At 60.7% G+C, this 17495-nt stretch carries 17 protein-coding genes; 11 read left to right on the forward strand and 6 right to left on the reverse strand.

Translation table 11 applies throughout. The features are described 5' to 3' along the window. Positions 1–79: 79 nt before the first annotated feature. Positions 80–1723, forward strand: a complete 1644-nt coding sequence (locus tag HGP17_RS07835; protein WP_168807510.1) for a Na/Pi cotransporter family protein — start codon at positions 80–82, stop codon at positions 1721–1723. Between the two features lie 48 nt (positions 1724–1771). Here the strand turns inward: HGP17_RS07835 and HGP17_RS07840 are convergent, their stop codons facing one another. Further along, positions 1772–2032: a hypothetical protein gene (locus HGP17_RS07840; protein ID WP_168808142.1), complete on the reverse strand. Its 261-nt coding sequence runs from the start codon at positions 2030–2032 to the stop codon at positions 1772–1774. 169 nt (positions 2033–2201) lie between these two features. Here HGP17_RS07840 and hemF point away from each other — a divergent pair, with 169 nt between their 5' ends. From hemF to HGP17_RS07855, 3 genes are all read left to right on the forward strand, one after another. Next, the gene (gene hemF / locus HGP17_RS07845) at positions 2202–3113 is read left to right on the forward strand and encodes an oxygen-dependent coproporphyrinogen oxidase (RefSeq protein ID WP_168807512.1); all 912 of its coding nucleotides are present in this window, start codon (positions 2202–2204) and stop codon (positions 3111–3113) included. Positions 3114–3401: 288 nt separating this feature from the next. Further along, positions 3402–3680 (forward strand): hypothetical protein, encoded by a 279-nt coding sequence (locus HGP17_RS07850; protein WP_168807514.1) that lies wholly within the window; start codon positions 3402–3404, stop codon positions 3678–3680. Positions 3681–3808: 128 nt separating this feature from the next. Beyond that, positions 3809–3994 (forward strand): DUF1059 domain-containing protein, encoded by a 186-nt coding sequence (locus tag HGP17_RS07855; RefSeq protein ID WP_168807516.1) that lies wholly within the window; start codon positions 3809–3811, stop codon positions 3992–3994. Positions 3995–4008: 14 nt separating this feature from the next. Here the strand turns inward: HGP17_RS07855 and HGP17_RS07860 are convergent, their stop codons facing one another. From HGP17_RS07860 to HGP17_RS07870, 3 genes are read right to left on the reverse strand one after another with little or no spacing between them, the layout of a single operon-like run. Beyond that, entirely contained in the window at positions 4009–5265 is a 1257-nt protein-coding gene (locus HGP17_RS07860) for a CCA tRNA nucleotidyltransferase (protein ID WP_168807518.1), read from the reverse strand. Next, positions 5262–5897: a CoA pyrophosphatase gene (locus HGP17_RS07865; RefSeq protein ID WP_168807520.1), complete on the reverse strand. Its 636-nt coding sequence runs from the start codon at positions 5895–5897 to the stop codon at positions 5262–5264. Before HGP17_RS07865 ends, HGP17_RS07860 begins: the two co-directional genes overlap by 4 nt. Further along, complete coding sequence (locus tag HGP17_RS07870; RefSeq protein ID WP_168807522.1) at positions 5894–6517, reverse strand: DUF1285 domain-containing protein; 624 nt, start codon at positions 6515–6517, stop codon at positions 5894–5896. The genes HGP17_RS07865 and HGP17_RS07870 overlap by 4 nt, the downstream gene beginning before the upstream one ends. A gap of 167 nt (positions 6518–6684) precedes the next feature. On the opposite strand from HGP17_RS07870, the gene HGP17_RS07875 reads away from it, so the two are divergent. The 5 genes from HGP17_RS07875 to HGP17_RS07895 are packed head-to-tail and all read left to right on the forward strand — an operon-like array spanning position 6685 to position 13970. Beyond that, a complete protein-coding gene (locus tag HGP17_RS07875) occupies positions 6685–7698 on the forward strand; it encodes a MoxR family ATPase (protein ID WP_168807524.1) in 1014 nt (337 codons plus the stop codon). A 27-nt stretch (positions 7699–7725) separates the two neighbouring features. Continuing rightward, positions 7726–8646, forward strand: coding sequence for a DUF58 domain-containing protein (locus HGP17_RS07880; protein WP_168807526.1), 921 nt, complete (start codon positions 7726–7728; stop codon positions 8644–8646). Beyond that, the gene (locus HGP17_RS07885) at positions 8643–11465 is read left to right on the forward strand and encodes a DUF4159 domain-containing protein (RefSeq protein ID WP_168807528.1); all 2823 of its coding nucleotides are present in this window, start codon (positions 8643–8645) and stop codon (positions 11463–11465) included. The genes HGP17_RS07880 and HGP17_RS07885 overlap by 4 nt, the downstream gene beginning before the upstream one ends. Position 11466: 1 nt before the next feature. Next, on the forward strand, positions 11467–13539 hold the full coding sequence (locus tag HGP17_RS07890; RefSeq protein WP_168807530.1) for a hypothetical protein: 2073 nt from the start codon (positions 11467–11469) through the stop codon (positions 13537–13539). Between the two features lie 5 nt (positions 13540–13544). After that, on the forward strand, positions 13545–13970 hold the full coding sequence (locus HGP17_RS07895) for a GNAT family N-acetyltransferase (protein ID WP_168807531.1): 426 nt from the start codon (positions 13545–13547) through the stop codon (positions 13968–13970). A gap of 26 nt (positions 13971–13996) precedes the next feature. On the opposite strand, the gene HGP17_RS07900 is transcribed toward HGP17_RS07895, so the two are convergent. Next, positions 13997–14569 (reverse strand): N-acetyltransferase, encoded by a 573-nt coding sequence (locus tag HGP17_RS07900; protein ID WP_168807532.1) that lies wholly within the window; start codon positions 14567–14569, stop codon positions 13997–13999. A 347-nt stretch (positions 14570–14916) separates the two neighbouring features. On the opposite strand from HGP17_RS07900, the gene HGP17_RS07905 reads away from it, so the two are divergent. Then, positions 14917–15906 (forward strand): glutathione S-transferase family protein, encoded by a 990-nt coding sequence (locus tag HGP17_RS07905; RefSeq protein ID WP_168807533.1) that lies wholly within the window; start codon positions 14917–14919, stop codon positions 15904–15906. Between the two features lie 24 nt (positions 15907–15930). Here the strand turns inward: HGP17_RS07905 and HGP17_RS07910 are convergent, their stop codons facing one another. Then, the gene (locus tag HGP17_RS07910) at positions 15931–16329 is read right to left on the reverse strand and encodes an NUDIX domain-containing protein (RefSeq protein WP_246703994.1); all 399 of its coding nucleotides are present in this window, start codon (positions 16327–16329) and stop codon (positions 15931–15933) included. 143 nt (positions 16330–16472) lie between these two features. On the opposite strand from HGP17_RS07910, the gene HGP17_RS07915 reads away from it, so the two are divergent. Further along, positions 16473–17411 (forward strand): metallophosphoesterase, encoded by a 939-nt coding sequence (locus tag HGP17_RS07915; protein ID WP_168807535.1) that lies wholly within the window; start codon positions 16473–16475, stop codon positions 17409–17411. Positions 17412–17495: the final 84 nt, after the last annotated feature.

The raw sequence follows: 17495 nt of genomic DNA on the forward strand, positions 1-17495 counted from the left end.
AAATTCATGCCTTTTCAGTAGGTTATTATCGCTTTCGGATTCAGTTGCGCATGAAGGCATGAGGAAGAATTAGAAGAAAATGGAATCAACCATTGTCATGATCAACCTGTTCGGCGCCGTCGGTCTGCTGCTGTTCGGCCTTGCTCAGGTGAAGGATGGCGTGTCCCGCGCTTTCGGTGCACGCCTCAGAACTGGCCTTGCCAAGGGAACCCGCAGCGGCACGCGATCGTTCGTATCCGGTTTCTTTGCGACCCTTGCGCTGCAGAGCTCCACGGCAACGGCGTTGATGATCGCCTCCTTTGTCGAGCGCGATCTCGTTCTGCCGAGCATGGCCCAGATCGTGCTGCTCGGCGCTAATGTCGGCACGGCCGTAACGGCATGGATCGTCGCCACCGGCATCGAATGGCTCTCGCCCCTCATCATTCTGATCGGCATCGTGCTTTATCGCCGCTCCTCGACCGCCAAGCAGGGAGCCGGAGCAGCGCTGATCGGTATCGGCCTCATGCTGCTGTCGCTGCAACTTCTGAGCCTTGCGACCGCACCCATGCGGCAATCGGCAGCGCTTGGCGCATTCATCGGCCTTCTGGACGGCGCACTCCCGGTCGCGCTGATCTTTTCTGCGGTGCTCGCCTTCGTATCGTCGTCGAGCCTCGCCGTCGTCGTCTTGATCCTCTCGCTCGCCTCCACGGGCATTCTGTCCCCCGCTCTGACGGTCGTCCTTGTCCTCGGTGCCAATCTCGGTGGAGCAATCCCGCCCGTCATGGCGACGCTTTCGGGTCCGGCAACCGCCCGACGCGTCACGCTCGGCAATCTGATCGTACGCGCCATCGGCTGTCTCATCGTGCTCCCCCTTGCAGGCTATATCGGCGACTGGATGCAGAGCCTGCATCTGTCGCCCGCCAAACTGCCGGTGGACGCGCACCTGCTTTTCAACATCGTCCTTGCGATCTGCGCGTGGCCGTTTTCCAGCCTGCTCTCAAAAACCATGCTCAGGATGGTGGCGGACGATCCCCAGACCGACGACGGGCCGAAATTCCTCGACCAGCAGGCTCTCACGACCCCGGTCGTCGCCCTTGCCAGCGCCACGCGCGAGGTTCTGGCCGTGGGCGATCTCATCGAACGTATGCTCATCCGCACGGAGAATGCCTTCAACGACAATGATCTCTCGCCTCTGAGGGAAATTCCGGTTCTGGAAAAGCGCGTCGACCGCATCCAGCAGGAAGTAAAGATCTACCTGTCGAAACTGGGACACGCCGGACTGGACGACGAAAACGGCCGGCGCTCGATCGTCATCATCGATTATGCCATCAATCTCGAGCATATCGGCGATATCATCGAGAAAGGGCTTGCCGAGCAGGTGGCCAAGAAAATCGACAAGGGTCTCACCTTCTCGGATGACGGCTATCGCGAGCTGCGCAGCTTGTTCAGCCTGACCATCGATAATCTGCGCGTCGCCCAGACGATCCTCGTGACACGCGATTTCAATCTCGCTCGGCAGCTCATGGAAGTGAAGGTTGACGTGCGCCGGCTCGAAAAGCAGTCCTCGGAGCGTCACCTGGAAAGATTGCGCGACGGCCGCATCGACAGCCTGCAAACCAGTTCGCTGCATCTCGACATGCTGCGCGATCTGAAGCGCATCAATGCCCATATCGTTTCGGTGGCTCACCCGATCCTGGATGAAAGCGGCCTGTTGATCGAGAGCCGGTTGCGAAACACACAATAGGATCGGGCAGGCAATTGGCCCGCCATCAAAGATCGGTGTTGGTTCGGCTCAGTCTGCCGACGGCAGGCGCCGCATGGTGAATTCGATACGCTCGCCATCGATCTGGCGCCAGCTTTCGACTTCGGTCCAGTAAGCCGCCTTGGGGAATTCGTCGAACCACTCGCGTGCTTTGGCGCGTGCCTCAGGACGAGTGAGACAAAAAGTTTCGCGTATGAACTCGCTGCTTCCGCCGGCGGCCTGTTCCTGCCGATAGCGGAATATTCTGTTTTTCAGCCCATCCAGGGGCGGCGGTCCAGGTATCTTCATGATAAAACCTCGCCTGTGGGAGGGACCATAGTACCGCACCGAGAAATTTGCGAGTCGATTCTCCTGCGACGTCGCTGCACTGGTTGCGGTGCAGCATTGCTGGTATTCAACATGACGATAAATAAGGTGCGAATCGCGGGCCACCGGCTGCTCGCACCGTCGGAGAGCATGCATGGAACGACCCAATCTTCCCAAAGGACTACCTGAAGACATTGAAGCAAAGAAGGAGGCTGCGCGAGGCTGGTTCGAGAGCTTGCGCGACGCCATTTGCGCCGAGTTCGAACAGCTCGAAAACGAGCTTGCCGGCCCCCTCTCCGACCAGGAGCCGGGACGCTTCGTCGCCAAGGATTGGCAGCGGGAGAATGGTCAGGGCGGCGGCGGGCGCATGTCCATGATGGAAGGCCGGGTCTTCGAGAAGGTCGGCGTTCACACATCGACCGTCTACGGCGAGTTTTCGCCTGACTTCCGCAGCCAGATCCCCGGCGCCGAAGAGGATCCGCGTTTCTGGGCTTCCGGCCTGTCGCTGATCGCCCATCCGGTCAATCCGAATGTGCCCGCAGTACACATGAATACCCGCATGGTGGTGACGACGAGCCAATGGTTCGGCGGCGGCGCCGACCTTACGCCGGTGCTCGATCGCCGCCGCACCCAGGAAGATCCGGATAGCGTCCTCTTCCACCGCGCCATGCAGATCGTCTGCGACCGGCACACCGTCGCCGACTATCCGCGCTACAAGACCTGGTGCGACGACTATTTCTTCCTCAAGCACCGCAACGAACCGCGCGGCATCGGCGGCATCTTCTTCGACTGGCTGCACTCGGAAGAGGAAGCCGGCGGCTGGAATGCGGATTTTGCCTTTACCCGCGATGTCGGCCGGGCATTTTCCATGGTCTATCCGCGCATCGTTCGTTCGAGCTTCAACGAGGCATGGACGGAAGAGGATCGCGACGAGCAATTAATCCGCCGCGGGCGTTATGTAGAGTTCAATTTGTTATATGATCGCGGTACGATATTCGGGCTGAAGACGGGCGGCAACGTCGAGTCGATCCTGTCCTCAATGCCGCCGGTCGTACGTTGGCCCTAGGGCAATTCCAGGAAAAGTGTGCGGCAGTTTTCCTGGAATCGCGTGAATTCAATGAGTTGGAACATTTCGCTGTTCGAAGAACAGGCGGAAAGCTTCCAAAGCTACCGCCGCGGACAAGCGGCGGTTTCCGAGCAAAGCATTCGAAAATTGAGCCTAAGCGCAGTGGATACGGTCTGACCACCATGATGCGCCGTGGCCGTTCAACATAAAATGATCGAAAAAGATCTGAAATCGACGGGGGGAAGTGCCTAGATTGGGTGATGCTCGTTTCAATCGGAGGAGGTTGCAATGGCAGTACAGAACCAAGTCTCGGAATTGCCGAAAGAACAGAAACTTTCGCGCACGATAGACAGCCCGGAATTTATCGTCCGGCTGGCGGAAGACATGAGGGTCCGCAGCGGATCCGACCTTCCGCTCTCCTGCTTCATAGAGCAGGTCAAAATGCAGTTGGCAGGCAAATCACCGACCGATCTCGCCCGCATGACGGCTGATCGCGCGGTCAAGCAGACACCCCTGACACGCTATCAATCGTCCGACTGCTTCAAAGCCTGGGCGATGCCGGAGTGACGTGAATGCACCTGTCCGGCACGCGAGAGCACTGCCGGACGACGAAACTTTTTTACGATCGTTGCGTTCTAGCCTTCATGTCCTTCGACATGAAGGCATTGCACGTCGTTGACTATGTGGAGGAAGATATGCGCTTGTTTGAATGTGGTACGCTCGTCCCGGGTTGTGACTGGCATACGCGCGCCAAGGACGACGCCGAAGTGGTTCGCCGCGCCGTTGAGCATATGCGCGAAGCACATGGCGAAACCATTATCCGCGAGAATATGGTCGATAACATCAAGGCCCGCATTCGCGACGAAGCTCACGCCGCCTGAAATCGCTTCCGATCTCAGGCGTTCGCCAGCTCTTTCAGCCGGGCAAGAAGACTTGCCCGGTCGCCTTTGAAATTGCCGTCGACCCAGGCCTGCTCCAATATGCCCAGAAGTTCACCGATGCGCGGCCCGGCCGGTATGCCGGCTGCAAGAGCGTCTGCGCCGCTGATGGGAAAAGCAGGCTTCTTCCAGGCAGCGATACGATCAAGCAGTTTGCCGAGCCGGGCGCTCCGCGACATCTCCTCGAAATCGCTTTCAGCCTTGCCCCGCGCGACAGCCAAGGCAAGTTTCAGCCGTGTCGCGACACCTGAAGGCTCGTGGCGGTAAAGCAGGCGATCGAAGGCCGCTTCCGACATGTCATCCTTGACGACGGGCGCATTCGCCCATGCCTGGAGATAGGCGGCTTCCGCCTTGGACAGACGCAGCCGCTCCGCCAGCTTGGCAAGCCTTGCAGCATCGGGCGGCACGATGGCCGCAAGCCGGAGCATCGGATCTGCCGGCCAGTGAAGAACCTGTTCTGTGGCGATCAGCGCCGGAACGGCATCGATCCCCCATTTCTCCGTCTCCGGAAGAATCTCTGTCAAAATCCCGACCTGACGCATCCAGAGCAATGCCCGCCCGGGATCGGCCGCAGCCAGCAACTTCTTCATCTCCGACCAGACGCGTTCGGCTGATAGCGTCGAAATTTTCGAGCGCGCCGCAGCACAGGCGCGCAGCCCATCCGCATCCGGTCGACCGCTGCCATAATATGCGAAGAAGCGGAAGAAGCGCAGGATGCGCAGATAGTCCTCGGCAATCCGGGTCGCGGCATCGCCGATGAACCGGATATTGCGGCGCTCCAGATCGGCGAGGCCGCCAACGAGATCCACGACTTCGCCATCCGCAGAAGCGTAGAGCGCGTTGACCGTCAGGTCGCGGCGCTCTGCATCCGCCTGCCAGTCGTCGCTGAAAGCAACTCGGGCTCGGCGCCCGTCCGTTTCGACGTCGCGGCGCAAGGTCGTGATTTCAAATGGCTTGCCATCGATAACGAGGGTCACGGTTCCGTGCACAATTCCCGTCGGCACCGCTTTGATGCCGGCAGCGCCAGCGCGTTCGACGACAGCCTCGGGCAGCAGCGTGGTCGCGACATCGATATCGGCGACCGGGAGGCCCATGAGGCTGTTGCGCACCGCGCCACCGACCACGCGACCTTCGCCGCCATCGGCATTGAGCAACGACAGGACTCGCTCCAGCCCCTTGTCCCGGAACCATGCCTCTCCGGCAACGGACGTCATGTGTAAAGCCTTTCATAAAGCGTGCGGACGATGCCCGCGGTAATGCCCCAGATCATCCGCTGACCATAAGGCATGCGGTAAAAATGGCGCTCGGTTCCCTGCCAGACCATGGTGTCGGTGACATGGTGGCTTGGGTCCATCAAGAAGGACAGCGGCACCTCGAAAGCATCCTCAACCTCGGTCGGGTTGAGAGCCAGGTCGAAGCCGGGCCGCACGACCGCCAGGATCGGCGTGATGCGAAAGCCGGTTGCGGCCAGATAATGCGGAAGCCGCGCCACAGGTTCTATGAAGATGTCAGCAAGTCCGATCTCCTCGCCCGCCTCACGCACGGCCGCCATTTCCGGCGAGGCGTCTTCGGGATCGATAGCGCCGCCCGGGAAGGCGATCTGGCCGGAATGCTTGCGCAGGGTGGATGTGCGAAGCGTGAAGATCACCTTAGCATCGTCGCCGCTGTCGACCACCGGCACGAGCACGGCCGCATCCTTCAGCTTCAAACCCTCGACCTGCAATATCGTTTCCGGATTGAGGCGATGATCGCCATGATCCCGCCAGGCAAGCTCGACCGGTGCACCGCTCTGCATGAGTGCGCGGCGCCGAAACTCGTCTGCGGAATAAAGAGGAAATTCAATCATCGCGTCAGTGCATCCAGCTCGGCGACCGGCATGACAGGAAAGATGGAGCTGCCGGAGCGAATGCAGAAGATTTCCCGCCCGGCAATTTCGACCGGCTCGCCAAGCTCGACAAGATCATACATGACCGCACGCGTCACCAGCGCTTCCAGCCGACCACGCACATGCAGATAAGGCTTCAGCTCATCATTTTCTCCGCGGATGACGAAGCGGATCGGATGCTCCCTGCCCGCCTCGACAACATCGCCGACATTGGTGCGGAAGGTCAGCACACGCCTGCCGTCGCGTTCCGTCACGCTCATCTCGACGGCGACGAAGGGCGCATCGACGACGCGAATGCCGACTTTCTCCACAGGCGTGACGAGATAGGTCTTATCATCAGCATCCTTGCGCAGGACAGTGGAAAACAGCCGGACAAGAGGCGCGCGGCCGATCGGGGTGCCCAGGTAGTACCAGGTTCCGTCGGCCCGAATTTCCATGTCGATATCGCCGCAAAACGGCGGATCCCAACGATCGACGGGCGGCAGGCCCTTCTTGCGACCGCCGCTATCGCCGGCGGCGCGGGAAATCAGTGCCGCCAGACTTGCCGCATCGCCCGTTGCCTTGATTTCCTCGGTTGCCATTGTTCCGTCCCGGTTTACCGTTAGTCACGAATACGACAGTTTCTCACGAGATAGTCATTCGAAACGTGCTTGTCAGCCGTCTTCGTGGCGATAAGTTGTATTGATTATGAGGCAAATGTGTAAGGTCTGCGAATCGCAGGCACCGTTTTATGCCACTGGAGACGCAAATGGGCATGATCAAATCGACCGAAACGAACCTCGACGAGCAGGCTATGGTCGCATCGGCCGAGAAGGCCTTGAGCGATATCGCCCTGGTGCGTGAAGAGGTTTCGAAGGTCATTTTCGGCCAGGAAAGCGTCGTGGAAAATACGCTGCTTGCCGTGCTTGCCGGCGGTCACGCGTTGCTTGTCGGCGTACCGGGCCTTGCGAAAACCAAGCTGGTGACCACGCTTGGCGCGGTTCTCGGCCTTGCGTCCAATCGTGTCCAGTTCACGCCTGACCTGATGCCGTCGGATATTCTCGGCTCCGAAGTGATGGATCAGGACGAGAGCGGCCGCCGCTCCTTCCGTTTCGTCAAGGGCCCGGTCTTCGCGCAGCTCCTGATGGCCGACGAAATCAACCGCGCCTCACCGCGCACGCAGTCGGCACTGCTGCAGTCGATGCAGGAATATCACGTCACCATCGCCGGCCAGCGTTATGACCTGCCGGCTCCGTTCCATGTTCTGGCAACACAGAACCCGCTGGAACAGGAAGGCACCTATCCGCTGCCGGAAGCCCAGCTCGACCGCTTCCTGCTGCAGGTCGATGTCGACTATCCAGAGCTTGCCGACGAGCGGCGCATTCTGCTCGAAACGACCGGGATTGGCGAAGCCACGCCGGATGCCGTCATCAATGCCGAGCGCCTGCTGGAAATCCAGCATCTGATTCGCCAGATGCCGGTCAGCGATGGCGTGGTCGACGCAATTCTCGCACTGGTGCGCTCCGCCCGCCCCGGTCAAGGCAATGCCTCGACCGACAAGCATGTCGCCTGGGGTCCCGGCCCGCGTGCCGGTCAGGCTATGATGCTCTGCGCCCGCGCCCGCGCGCTTTACGAAGGCCGGCTCGCGCCATCGATCGACGACGTGCATGCGCTCGCAGAACCGGTGCTCGAACATCGCATGGCATTGACCTTTGCAGCCCGCGCCGATGGCATGTCCGTGCGCGATGTCATTGCAGGGCTGGTCAAGCAGTCGAGAGCGTAAGCCGGATCTCGAGGAGAATATAATCGCGTGGCATCCATCGGACAGATCGTCAGACCGACTTCAGGCAACGATGCCCTTTCCCGTGCCCGCAGTCGCGCTGCCCTCGTGCCGGATTGCCTCGTCGAAGCCAAGCGTATTGCCAATACGGTGATTGCGGGATGGCACGGTCGGCGCAAGCGCGGCATCGGTGAGAATTTCTGGCAATTCCGCCCCTATACCGAAGGCGAAAGCCTGTCGCGCATCGACTGGCGGCGATCAGCGCGTGACGACCATACCTACATTCGCGACCATGAATGGGAAGCTGCGCACACCATCTGGCTTTGGGCCGACCTTTCGCCTTCGATGATGTACAAGTCCACCTATGGCCATGTTTCCAAGGAAGGCCGCGCGCTGGTCATCATGCTGGCGCTTGCCGAAATCCTGTCCCGCTCCGGCGAACGGATCGGCTGCCCCGGCGTAATGGAACCCGTCGCCACCCGCAACGCCGCTGAACGCCTGGCCGCGGCTCTGATGCACACGCCGCTCGAAGGCGGCTTGCCGCAAACGGCAATGATCCGTGGCTGGAGCGATATCGTTCTCATCGGCGATTTTCTCGACGATGCCGACAATGTGATGGGTCGGATTGGGCCTCTGGCGCGGCGAGGTCTGCGCGGACACGTGGTCGAAATCGCGGACCCGGCCGAGGAAATATTCCCATATAGCGGCCGCACGGAATTCAGCGATCCTGAAAACGGCGCGAAACTGCTTGCCGGCCGCGCGGAAAATCTGCGCGAAGACTATCAGCGCGCCTATCTTGCCCGCCGGGAAAATCTCGGCCAGTCGTTGCGCCATCTCGGCTGGACCTTCATCAGCCATCGCACTGACCATCTCGCCTCGGAAGCGCTGGTCGCCGTGCACATGTATCTTTCCGGCATGCCTGCCAGGGTCGCGTCAGGAGGACAGCCATGAGCGGTCTCTCCTTCGCATTCGCTTCGCCGGCCATCCTTGCTGCACTGATCCTGCTTCCGGCGATCTGGTGGCTTCTGCGCCTGACCCCTCCCCAGCCGCGCAGCGAGGTGTTCCCGCCGCTGCGCATCCTGGCGAAGATCTTGAAGCGTGAGGAAACACCGGCCCGCAGCCCCTGGTGGCTGACGCTGCTGCGGATGCTGCTCGCCGCGCTCGTCATTCTCGCAATCGCCAATCCCATGTTCAATCCGCGCGCCAATACACTGTCGAGCGGCGGCCCGCTGGTTCTGCTCATCGACAACAGCTGGGCAAGCGTCTCCGACTGGGAGCGCCGCGTGCGAACCGCCGACGCGCTAATCGACGATGCCGACGCCAAGGGAATTCCGGTCTCCATCGCCTTCACCGCCGAGCAGGGCAACGATGCAACGCCCGGCGCGGCGGCAGCGGCGCGTGACAAGCTTCATGCGATGAATGCTCGGCCGCTGGTCCCGGATCGCCAGCGCGCAGCCGACGCCATAAAGGCCGCCCTTAACGGCACCGCCCCCGGCACGATCGCCTTCATTTCCGACGGTCTCCAAAGCAAGGATAAGGATGACATCGTCAACCGCCTCGCGGATCTGAAGCCAAGCGACTTCCGGCTGATCGAAGGGGATGGCAGCAACATCGTCGCAATCACCGGCGCCGCCAACAATGCCAGCGACATGACGGTGACGGCGACACGGCTGAACGGCACGGCGCCACTTCGCATGACCTTGTCTGCGCAGGACAATCAGGGGCGTCCGATCGCAGCTGGTACGCTGAACTTCAATGGCGGCCAGACGGTCGCGGCCGGCTCGATTACCGCGCCCTTCGAAATGCGCAACGATTTCGCCCGCATCGGCATCGACAGGAATGCCAGCGCCGGCGGTGTCTATCTGCTCGACGATGGCTTTCGCCGCCGCCGTGTGGCGCTGCTTTCCGGCCAGGCAGCCGACGAGTTCCAGCCGATCCTTTCGCCGCTTTACTACATTCAGCGCGCCCTTCAGCCCTATGCCGATCTGACCCAGCCCAATAGCTCCGATCTGGCGAAATCGATCCCGGAACTGCTGGCGAACAATCCGTCCGTGATGATCATGGCCGACGTCGGCCGCCTGCCGCAGGAAAGCTATGCGCCGCTGCAGCACTGGATCGAAAATGGCGGCACGCTGGTGCGCTTCGCCGGCCCGCGCCTTGCCGCCGCTCCTGCGGACGATCCGCTCGTGCCGGTCACCTTGCGCCAGGGCGAACGCACCTTCGGCGGCGCGCTCTCCTGGGCCGAGCCGCAGCCGCTGGCAGACTTCCCGTCCTTCGGTCCCTTCGCCGGCATGCCGAAGCCGGCAAACGTGCTCGTCAAACGACAGGTGCTGGCCGAACCGACACCCGACCTTGCGGAACGCACCTGGGCAAGTCTTGCCGACGGCACGCCGCTGGTCACCGAGAAGCAGATGCGCGCCGGCCGCATCATCCTCTTCCATGTCACGGCGGAACCGGAGTGGTCGGACCTGCCGATCTCCGGCGACTTCGTCGAGATGCTGCGTCGCGTCGTGCAACTGTCGCGCGCCGGCGGCGTCACCTCGACCGAGCAGGCGGCCAAGGTCACTGAAGCCATGCCTCCCTATCGGCTTCTCACCGCCAAGGGCGCGCTGACCAGCGAAATCGGCAGCGCTCGCCCGCTGGAACCCAATAGCAAGGGGGCTCCTGTCGCCAATTTCGACAATCCACCGGGCCTTTATGGTTCTGAGGAAGGCTTTACCGCGCTCAACGTGCTGCCACGCGGCACGGAGCTGAAACCGCTTGATGCGTCCGCTGTCGGAACGGTCACGCGCGAAGGCCTCATCGGCGGCGAGGCATGGTCGGCCAAGCCGATCCTCTTCACGCTCGCCTTCCTGATCCTGCTTGCCGACAGCCTGATCGTTCTCTTCATGAACGGCGCCTTCCCGCGCTTCGGCCGATCGGCAAAGACAATCGCCGGCGGAGCTGCGGTGTTGCTGCTGGCTGCATCGATCGCCGTCTTCCTGCATCCGGCAAAGGCTCTCGCGGACGATTCCAAGCCCGGCGACGACACGATCTTTTCCCGGCTGGACAAAACCCACCTTGCCTATGTCGTGACGGGTGAATCCGACGTCGATCATATTTCCGAGCGCGGACTGGCCGGCCTGTCCGATTATTTGACCTATCGCACGACCTTGGAGCCCGGCGCTCCGGTGGGATTGGACCTTTCCAAGGACGAGCTCGCCTTTTATCCGCTGATCTACTGGCCGATATCGGCAACCGCGCCGATGCCCTCGAACGAGGCCATCAACCGCATCGATGCCTATATGCGCAACGGCGGCACCGTGCTCTTCGATACACGGGACGCGATCGATACAATGGGTGATACGTCGACGCCGAGCCCGAATGGCCAGAGGCTGCAGCAAATCCTCGCCAATCTCGACATTCCACCCCTTGAGCCGGTGCCGGCAGGTCATGTGCTGACCAAGTCCTTCTATCTGCTTGCCAGCTTTCCAGGCCGCTACAACGACAGTCCGCTCTGGGTCGAGGCACGCCAGGACACTCGTCGTGATGGCAATGCCGTTGCATCGTCTGACGGCGTGACGCCGATCATGATCACCGGCAATGATTTTGCCGGCGCCTGGGCCACAGACGATAACGGATCGCCGATGCTGCCGACCGTTCCGCCGGATGAAATGCAACGCGAATATGCCTACCGCAGCGGCGTCAACATCATGATGTACATGCTGACCGGAAATTATAAGTCCGATCAGGTGCACATCCCGGATATCCTGCAACGGCTGGGGCAGTAAGATGAATATCGGTTTTGCCCCTTTTCTGCCCTGGCCCGTGCTTGCCGCTCTTGCGCTGCTCACCCTTGTTATTGCCGCGCTCGCGATCTATCGCGGCCTGCGCGGCGCATGGATCCGCACCATTGCCGCCTTTGCACTGCTGGCAGCACTCGTCAATCCGGTGCTGATGCAGGAGGATCGCGATCAGCTCAGCACCATCGTGCCTGTCATCGTCGATCGCAGCCTCAGCCAGGCGACGCCGGAACGCACCAAGATGACGGACGATGCGCTGGCCATGCTGAAAGATCGGCTGGCCCAGTTCCCGCGCATCGAGCCCCGGATTGTCGAGGTCCGCGATCCGGCGGAATCCGATTCGCCGTCGACACGGCTCTTCGGCGCTCTTTCCTCCAGTATTGCCGACGTTCCGCCGGCCCGCATCGGCGGCGCGATCTTTCTGACCGACGGCCAAATCCACGATATCCCCGGCGTCAACCAGCAGCTCGGCTTCGATGCGCCCATCCACGGCCTGATTACCGGCAAGCCCGACGAATTCGATCGACGCATCGAGATAGTGCGCGTGCCACGTTTTGGCATCGTCAACGAAGAACAGCAGCTTGTCTTTCGTGTCGTTGACGACGGCAAGAGCCCTGGAACCACGGCAGCCGTCACGGTGAAGATGAACGGCGACGAAATCGCCACCCTGCAGGCGACGCCCGGCCAGGACACGCCGTTCAGCTTCAAGGTTCCGCGCGCGGGCAACAATGTGCTTGAATTCGCCGTTGCCGAAGTGCCTGGCGAAGTGACGCCCATCAACAACCAGACGGTCCAGTTGATTGAAGGCATTCGCCAGAACATGCGCGTGCTTCTCGTTTCGGGCGAACCACATGCCGGCGAGCGCGCATGGCGCAATCTGCTGAAATCCGACGCTTCCGTCGATCTGGTGCACTTCACCATTCTGCGTCCGCCGGACAAACAGGACGGCACGCCGATCAACGAACTCTCGCTGATCGCCTTCCCGACGCGAGAGCTTTTCGTCGACAAGATCAACTCTTTCGACCTGATCATTTTCGACCGTTATCAGGACCGTCAGAACGTCCTGCCGACGATCTATTATGATTACATGGCGCAATATGTCGAAAACGGCGGGGCTCTGCTTGTGGCCGCCGGTCCCGAGCATGCCGGCGGAAGTTCGATCGCCCTGACACCGCTCGAGGCAGTCTTGCCGGCCGAACCGACCGGCCAGATGATCGAGAAGCCTTTCTATCCACGCTTGTCCGACCAAGGCCGCAAGCATCCGGTGACGCGCGGCCTGGACGGGTCCGATACCGAGCCGCCGCATTGGGGCCGCTGGTTCCGCAGCGTCGAAGTGGAGAAGCCACAGGGGCAGACCGTAATGGTCGGCGCCGACAACAACCCGTTGCTGGTGCTCAATCGCGTCGGTCAGGGCCGTGTCGCCATGCTGCTGTCCGATGAGGGCTGGCTTTGGGCGCGCGGCTTCGAAGGCGGCGGTCCTCACGTCTCGCTCTATCGTCGCATTGCCCATTGGCTGCTGAAGGAGCCGGCGCTGGAGGAAGAAGCGCTGACGGCAAACGCCGCCGGCCGGACAATCACAATAACGCGCCAGACGGTCGGCGACGACCCAGGTCCCGCGACGGTAAAATCGCCGTCGGGCAAGACGCAGACGATACCGTTGAAGCAAACGCAACCGGGTCTCTATCAGGCCCAGAAGCACATGGATGAAATCGGTCTTTATCAGATCGCCAACGGCAATCTTTCGACGCTGGTGCATATCGGCGCGATCGATGCGCCCGAATTCAAGGCGATGATCTCGACCACCGAGACGTTGAAGCCGCTGGCGCAGAAGACCAAGGGCTTGGTGACGCGCGTCGCAGGCAGCAATGGCAGCGTCACCGTCCCGCAGGTCCTGCCGGTCCGCGGTGCCCTGCGTGTCGCCGACGGCCAGCGGCTGACCATTCGCATGACCGACGAAACCGTGCTTAAGGGGATCAACACCCTTCCCCTGTTTGCGGGCTTTGCCGGGCTTGCCGCCCTGCTCCTTGCCTTCTCCGCCACATGGTGGCGTGAAGGACGGTGAGCCGGATGATGCAACTTCATGTGACCGACGCCCCTGCCGATGCGGAACTTGCCGCGATCAGTGAAAGCCTGACCGCGTTCAACAACGTGGACGTCGGCCCATCGCAACGCCGGTCGCTCACGGTGCTGATCCGCGACGACGCCGTCAAAACCATTGGCGGCATTTCCGGTTACACGGCATGGGGATGGCTGTTTACCCAATGGCTGTTCGTGCCGGAAACGCTGCGTGGTCAGGGCATGGCCGGAAAGCTGCTGGAAGCGGCGGAAAATGAGGCTATGGCACGCGGCTGTTTCGGAGCGTGGATCGATACGTTCAATCCACAGGCTCTCCGCGCCTACCAGCGTCAGGGCTACGTCATCTTCGGCGAATTGCCGGATTTTCCCGAAGGCCGCAGCCGCTTCTTTCTGCAGAAAAAACTATCGCCTCGCTAGGATTTGCCTTCAGCGAGGCGAGCGTCTTAAACAGCGACGGCCCTTAACGGCATCTCATCGAGATCGTCTTCTTCGACGAGTGCGACGATTTCGTTTGAACCATCCCGCCATGCGATGACACCATCCAGCCGCGCATGAGTATCGGCCGCAATCGGAACCACGAGAACACGATTGGGATCGACCGGTCCCGGGAAAGCCAGGGCGTTATAAGCGACCTTCTCGAAGCCGAGCGGTCCGTAATAAGGCGGGTCGCCAACGAGGATGACGGCCTCCGATCCCTTGCGCTTGGCTGCCTCAACGGCGATGCGGACCAGTTCGCGACCAATGCCCTTGTTCTTATGCGAAGGCCGCACTGCAAGCGGGCCCAGCAGATGCCCTTTGACCGCCCCTGCCATCACAGGTGTCATCCGAACGGAGGCAATGGTCTCGCCGTCGTCGGCGCAGATGAAGGAGAGCGCGCGATCATGCGGACCCTGCTCGCGAATCCGAGCTGCAGCGCGGGTAAACCGGCCGGGACCAAATGCTTCTTCGTTGATGATTTCGATGACAGCGTCGTGCGACGCATCCTCAGTGAGGTAGACCAGATCGTGCTTGTACATAAGACCAAGGAACCAGATAGACAGACGGGATTGTTCTCGAAGGCGCTCGTGGAGCGTTCAAGTTCATCGGCGTCGTCGCAGGCTTCTGGTGACTTTCATGACAAGGGGTCCTTAAAGTGTGACAAGCCCGATAGCAGGAAAAATTCGGCGCGTCCAATGCAAAATGCTTGGAGATGTTTGTTGACGCAAGATCGTGTCCGCTTGATGACATCGTGACTATGGATGTCCCTGAACCTCGTGCTTGCATGTCGCGCAACGCAGTGTTCATCGTTTATCGCCTCGCAATTCGGGCGGCATGCCATATCCTATGATCAGGTTCTCGAAAGCATTCCGAAAGGACAAGAGCAATGGGCATGTTGGTTGACGGCGTCTGGCACGATGTCTGGTATGACACGAAAGAGACGAAGGGCCATTTCAAGCGCGCCGCCTCGCAGTTTCGCAACTGGATCACCCCGGATGGCGCGGCCGGCCCGACGGGCACCGGCGGTTTCAAAGCCGAAGCCGGTCGCTACCATCTTTATGTTTCGCTCGCCTGTCCCTGGGCGCATCGGACCTTGATCTTCCGCAAGCTGAAAAAGCTCGAAGATCTGGTTTCGGTCTCCATCGTCGATCCTCTGATGCTGGAGAATGGTTGGGAATTCAAGGGGAAAGATGGCGGAACGCTTGATCCGCTCTTCGACGCGAAGGCCCTGTGGGAGGTCTACCTCAAAGCAGATCCGCATTATTCCGGCCGGGTGACCGTTCCCGTGCTGTGGGACAAGCAGACCGGCACGATCGTCAACAACGAATCGGCCGAAATCATTCGTATGTTCAACAGCGCTTTCGGCGGCATTACAGGAGCGACGCTGGATTTATATCCGGCGGATCTGGCGACGGAGATCGATGCCCTCAACGACATCGTCTACGACAGTGTGAATAACGGCGTCTACAAGGCCGGCTTCGCGACAACGCAGGAGGCCTATGCCGAGAACGCTCGGCGTCTGTTCGATACGCTCGACATGCTCGACAAGCGGCTTGAAACAAAGCGCTATCTTATGGGCGATCGGCTGACCGAAGCCGATTGGCGCTTGTTCACCACACTCATCCGCTTCGATGCCGTCTATGTCGGCCACTTCAAATGCAACATTCGCCGCATTGCCGACTATCCGAACCTTTCGGCCTATCTGCGCGACCTATATCAGGTCGCCGGTGTCGCGGAGACCGTCAACCTCTCGCACATCAAGGATCATTATTACCGCAGTCACAGGGCCATCAATCCGACAGGCATCGTGCCCATTGGCCCTGATCTGGATTTCGACGCTCCGCATGGCCGCGAGCGATTGGCAAAAGCTGCCTGATCCTTTGCCGGACCTTCGCGAACATCACCAATAATCGGATGGGGGCATTGCCCCCTCCAGCTCCTGCAGCCGACGAAAGGTGGCTTTGGTCGTACCGGCCGGCAGAGCATCAAGCGCAAAGAAGCCGCACTCGACGATTTCGCGATCCGGCCTGCGCGGCGCAGTCTGCTCCACCTCCACACGATAGAAGACCACGTGGTCGCGTTTGCTGGTGCGATTGTTGAAATAGACGTGGAACAGCTGCGGCTTGCCTGAAATCGTCAGATTGCCTTCTTCACGCAGCTCCTTGACGAGCGCCTGCTCGACCGTTTCATGACGTTCGACACCGCCACCAGGCATATGCCAGCCGGCGATATAGGAGTGGCGAACGAGGAAAAGTCGACCGTCGCGATCAAAGCATGCGGCGCGCACGCCAAGCGTCATGCTGCGTGTCAGCAAGAAGTAGATATGCAGGGCTCGACCAAACAGCCACCCGGCCAAACCCTTCTTTTCGTCCTGTTTAGGCGTCTCGGTCATGCCCGGGTCTCGATGTCTTGCACCGCAATCAAACGGGCGATGTATTTGTTTTGACAATAGAGTGGGCTATGTCTCATTCCATGTTCAAGCTCGCGCATATTTCCGACGTTCACCTGGGTCCCCTGCCACGCCTTTCGATCAGAGAGCTCGCCTCCAAACGCATCACCGGATTTGTGAACTGGCACCGAAATCGGCGCAAGCACCTTTTTGGAGGTACGCTTGATATCCTTCTTGACGATATCAGGGCGAAGCAGGCCGACCATCTCGCAGTCACCGGCGATCTGGTCAATCTCGCAAGCGGCATCGAGATCCAGACAGCAGCGGCATGGTTGAGAGCGGTCGGAGATCCCCAACGCACCTCTGTCGTGCCCGGCAACCATGATGCCTATGTACCCGGCGCATATGAAAAGGCCGTTCGTGCCTGGTATCCCTATGTCAGGGGCGATCAGGCACCGCTCGAATGGCCTCAGGATCGTCATGTGTTCCCCTATCTGCGCGTTCGCGACCAGGTCGCGCTGATCGGATGCTCGACGGCCGTTGCAACGCCGCCCTTTGCCGCCAGTGGTTTCTTCTCCGCCCGGCAGGCGCGCGATACCGTCAATATGCTTCGCGCCGCCGGCGATGCCGGCCTGTTTCGTGTTGTCATGATCCATCATCCGCCGATCCGCGGCGCCACCAGCTTTTACAAGCGCATGATCGGCATTCGCCGCTTTGCGGCCGTGATATCGACAGGCGGCGCCGAGCTGGTGCTTCACGGCCATACACATCTCAACACCCTGCATTGGCTGCGGGGCCAGACGGGACCGGTGCCGGTCGTCGGCATCGCCTCGGCCTCTCAAGGGGTCGGAGGCCTCAAGCCACCCGCCGCCTACAACCTCTTCACGATCGGCGGCCGCGCGGGCGCATGGGAGCTGAAGGCGGAACGCTTCAGCCTCAATGCCAAGGGCGACGACATCGACGCGCAGGGCACCGATATTCTTGCGCCTTGACCTCGATTTCGAAGCTTTGGACCGCATCGTTTCTGTAGCGTTTGCGAAGATACGGAGCTACACTCCAAGCCTGTGAATCTGGGA

It is taken from the genome of Rhizobium sp. P38BS-XIX, assembly GCF_012641435.1.
Classification (GTDB): Bacteria; Pseudomonadota; Alphaproteobacteria; order Rhizobiales; family Rhizobiaceae; genus Rhizobium.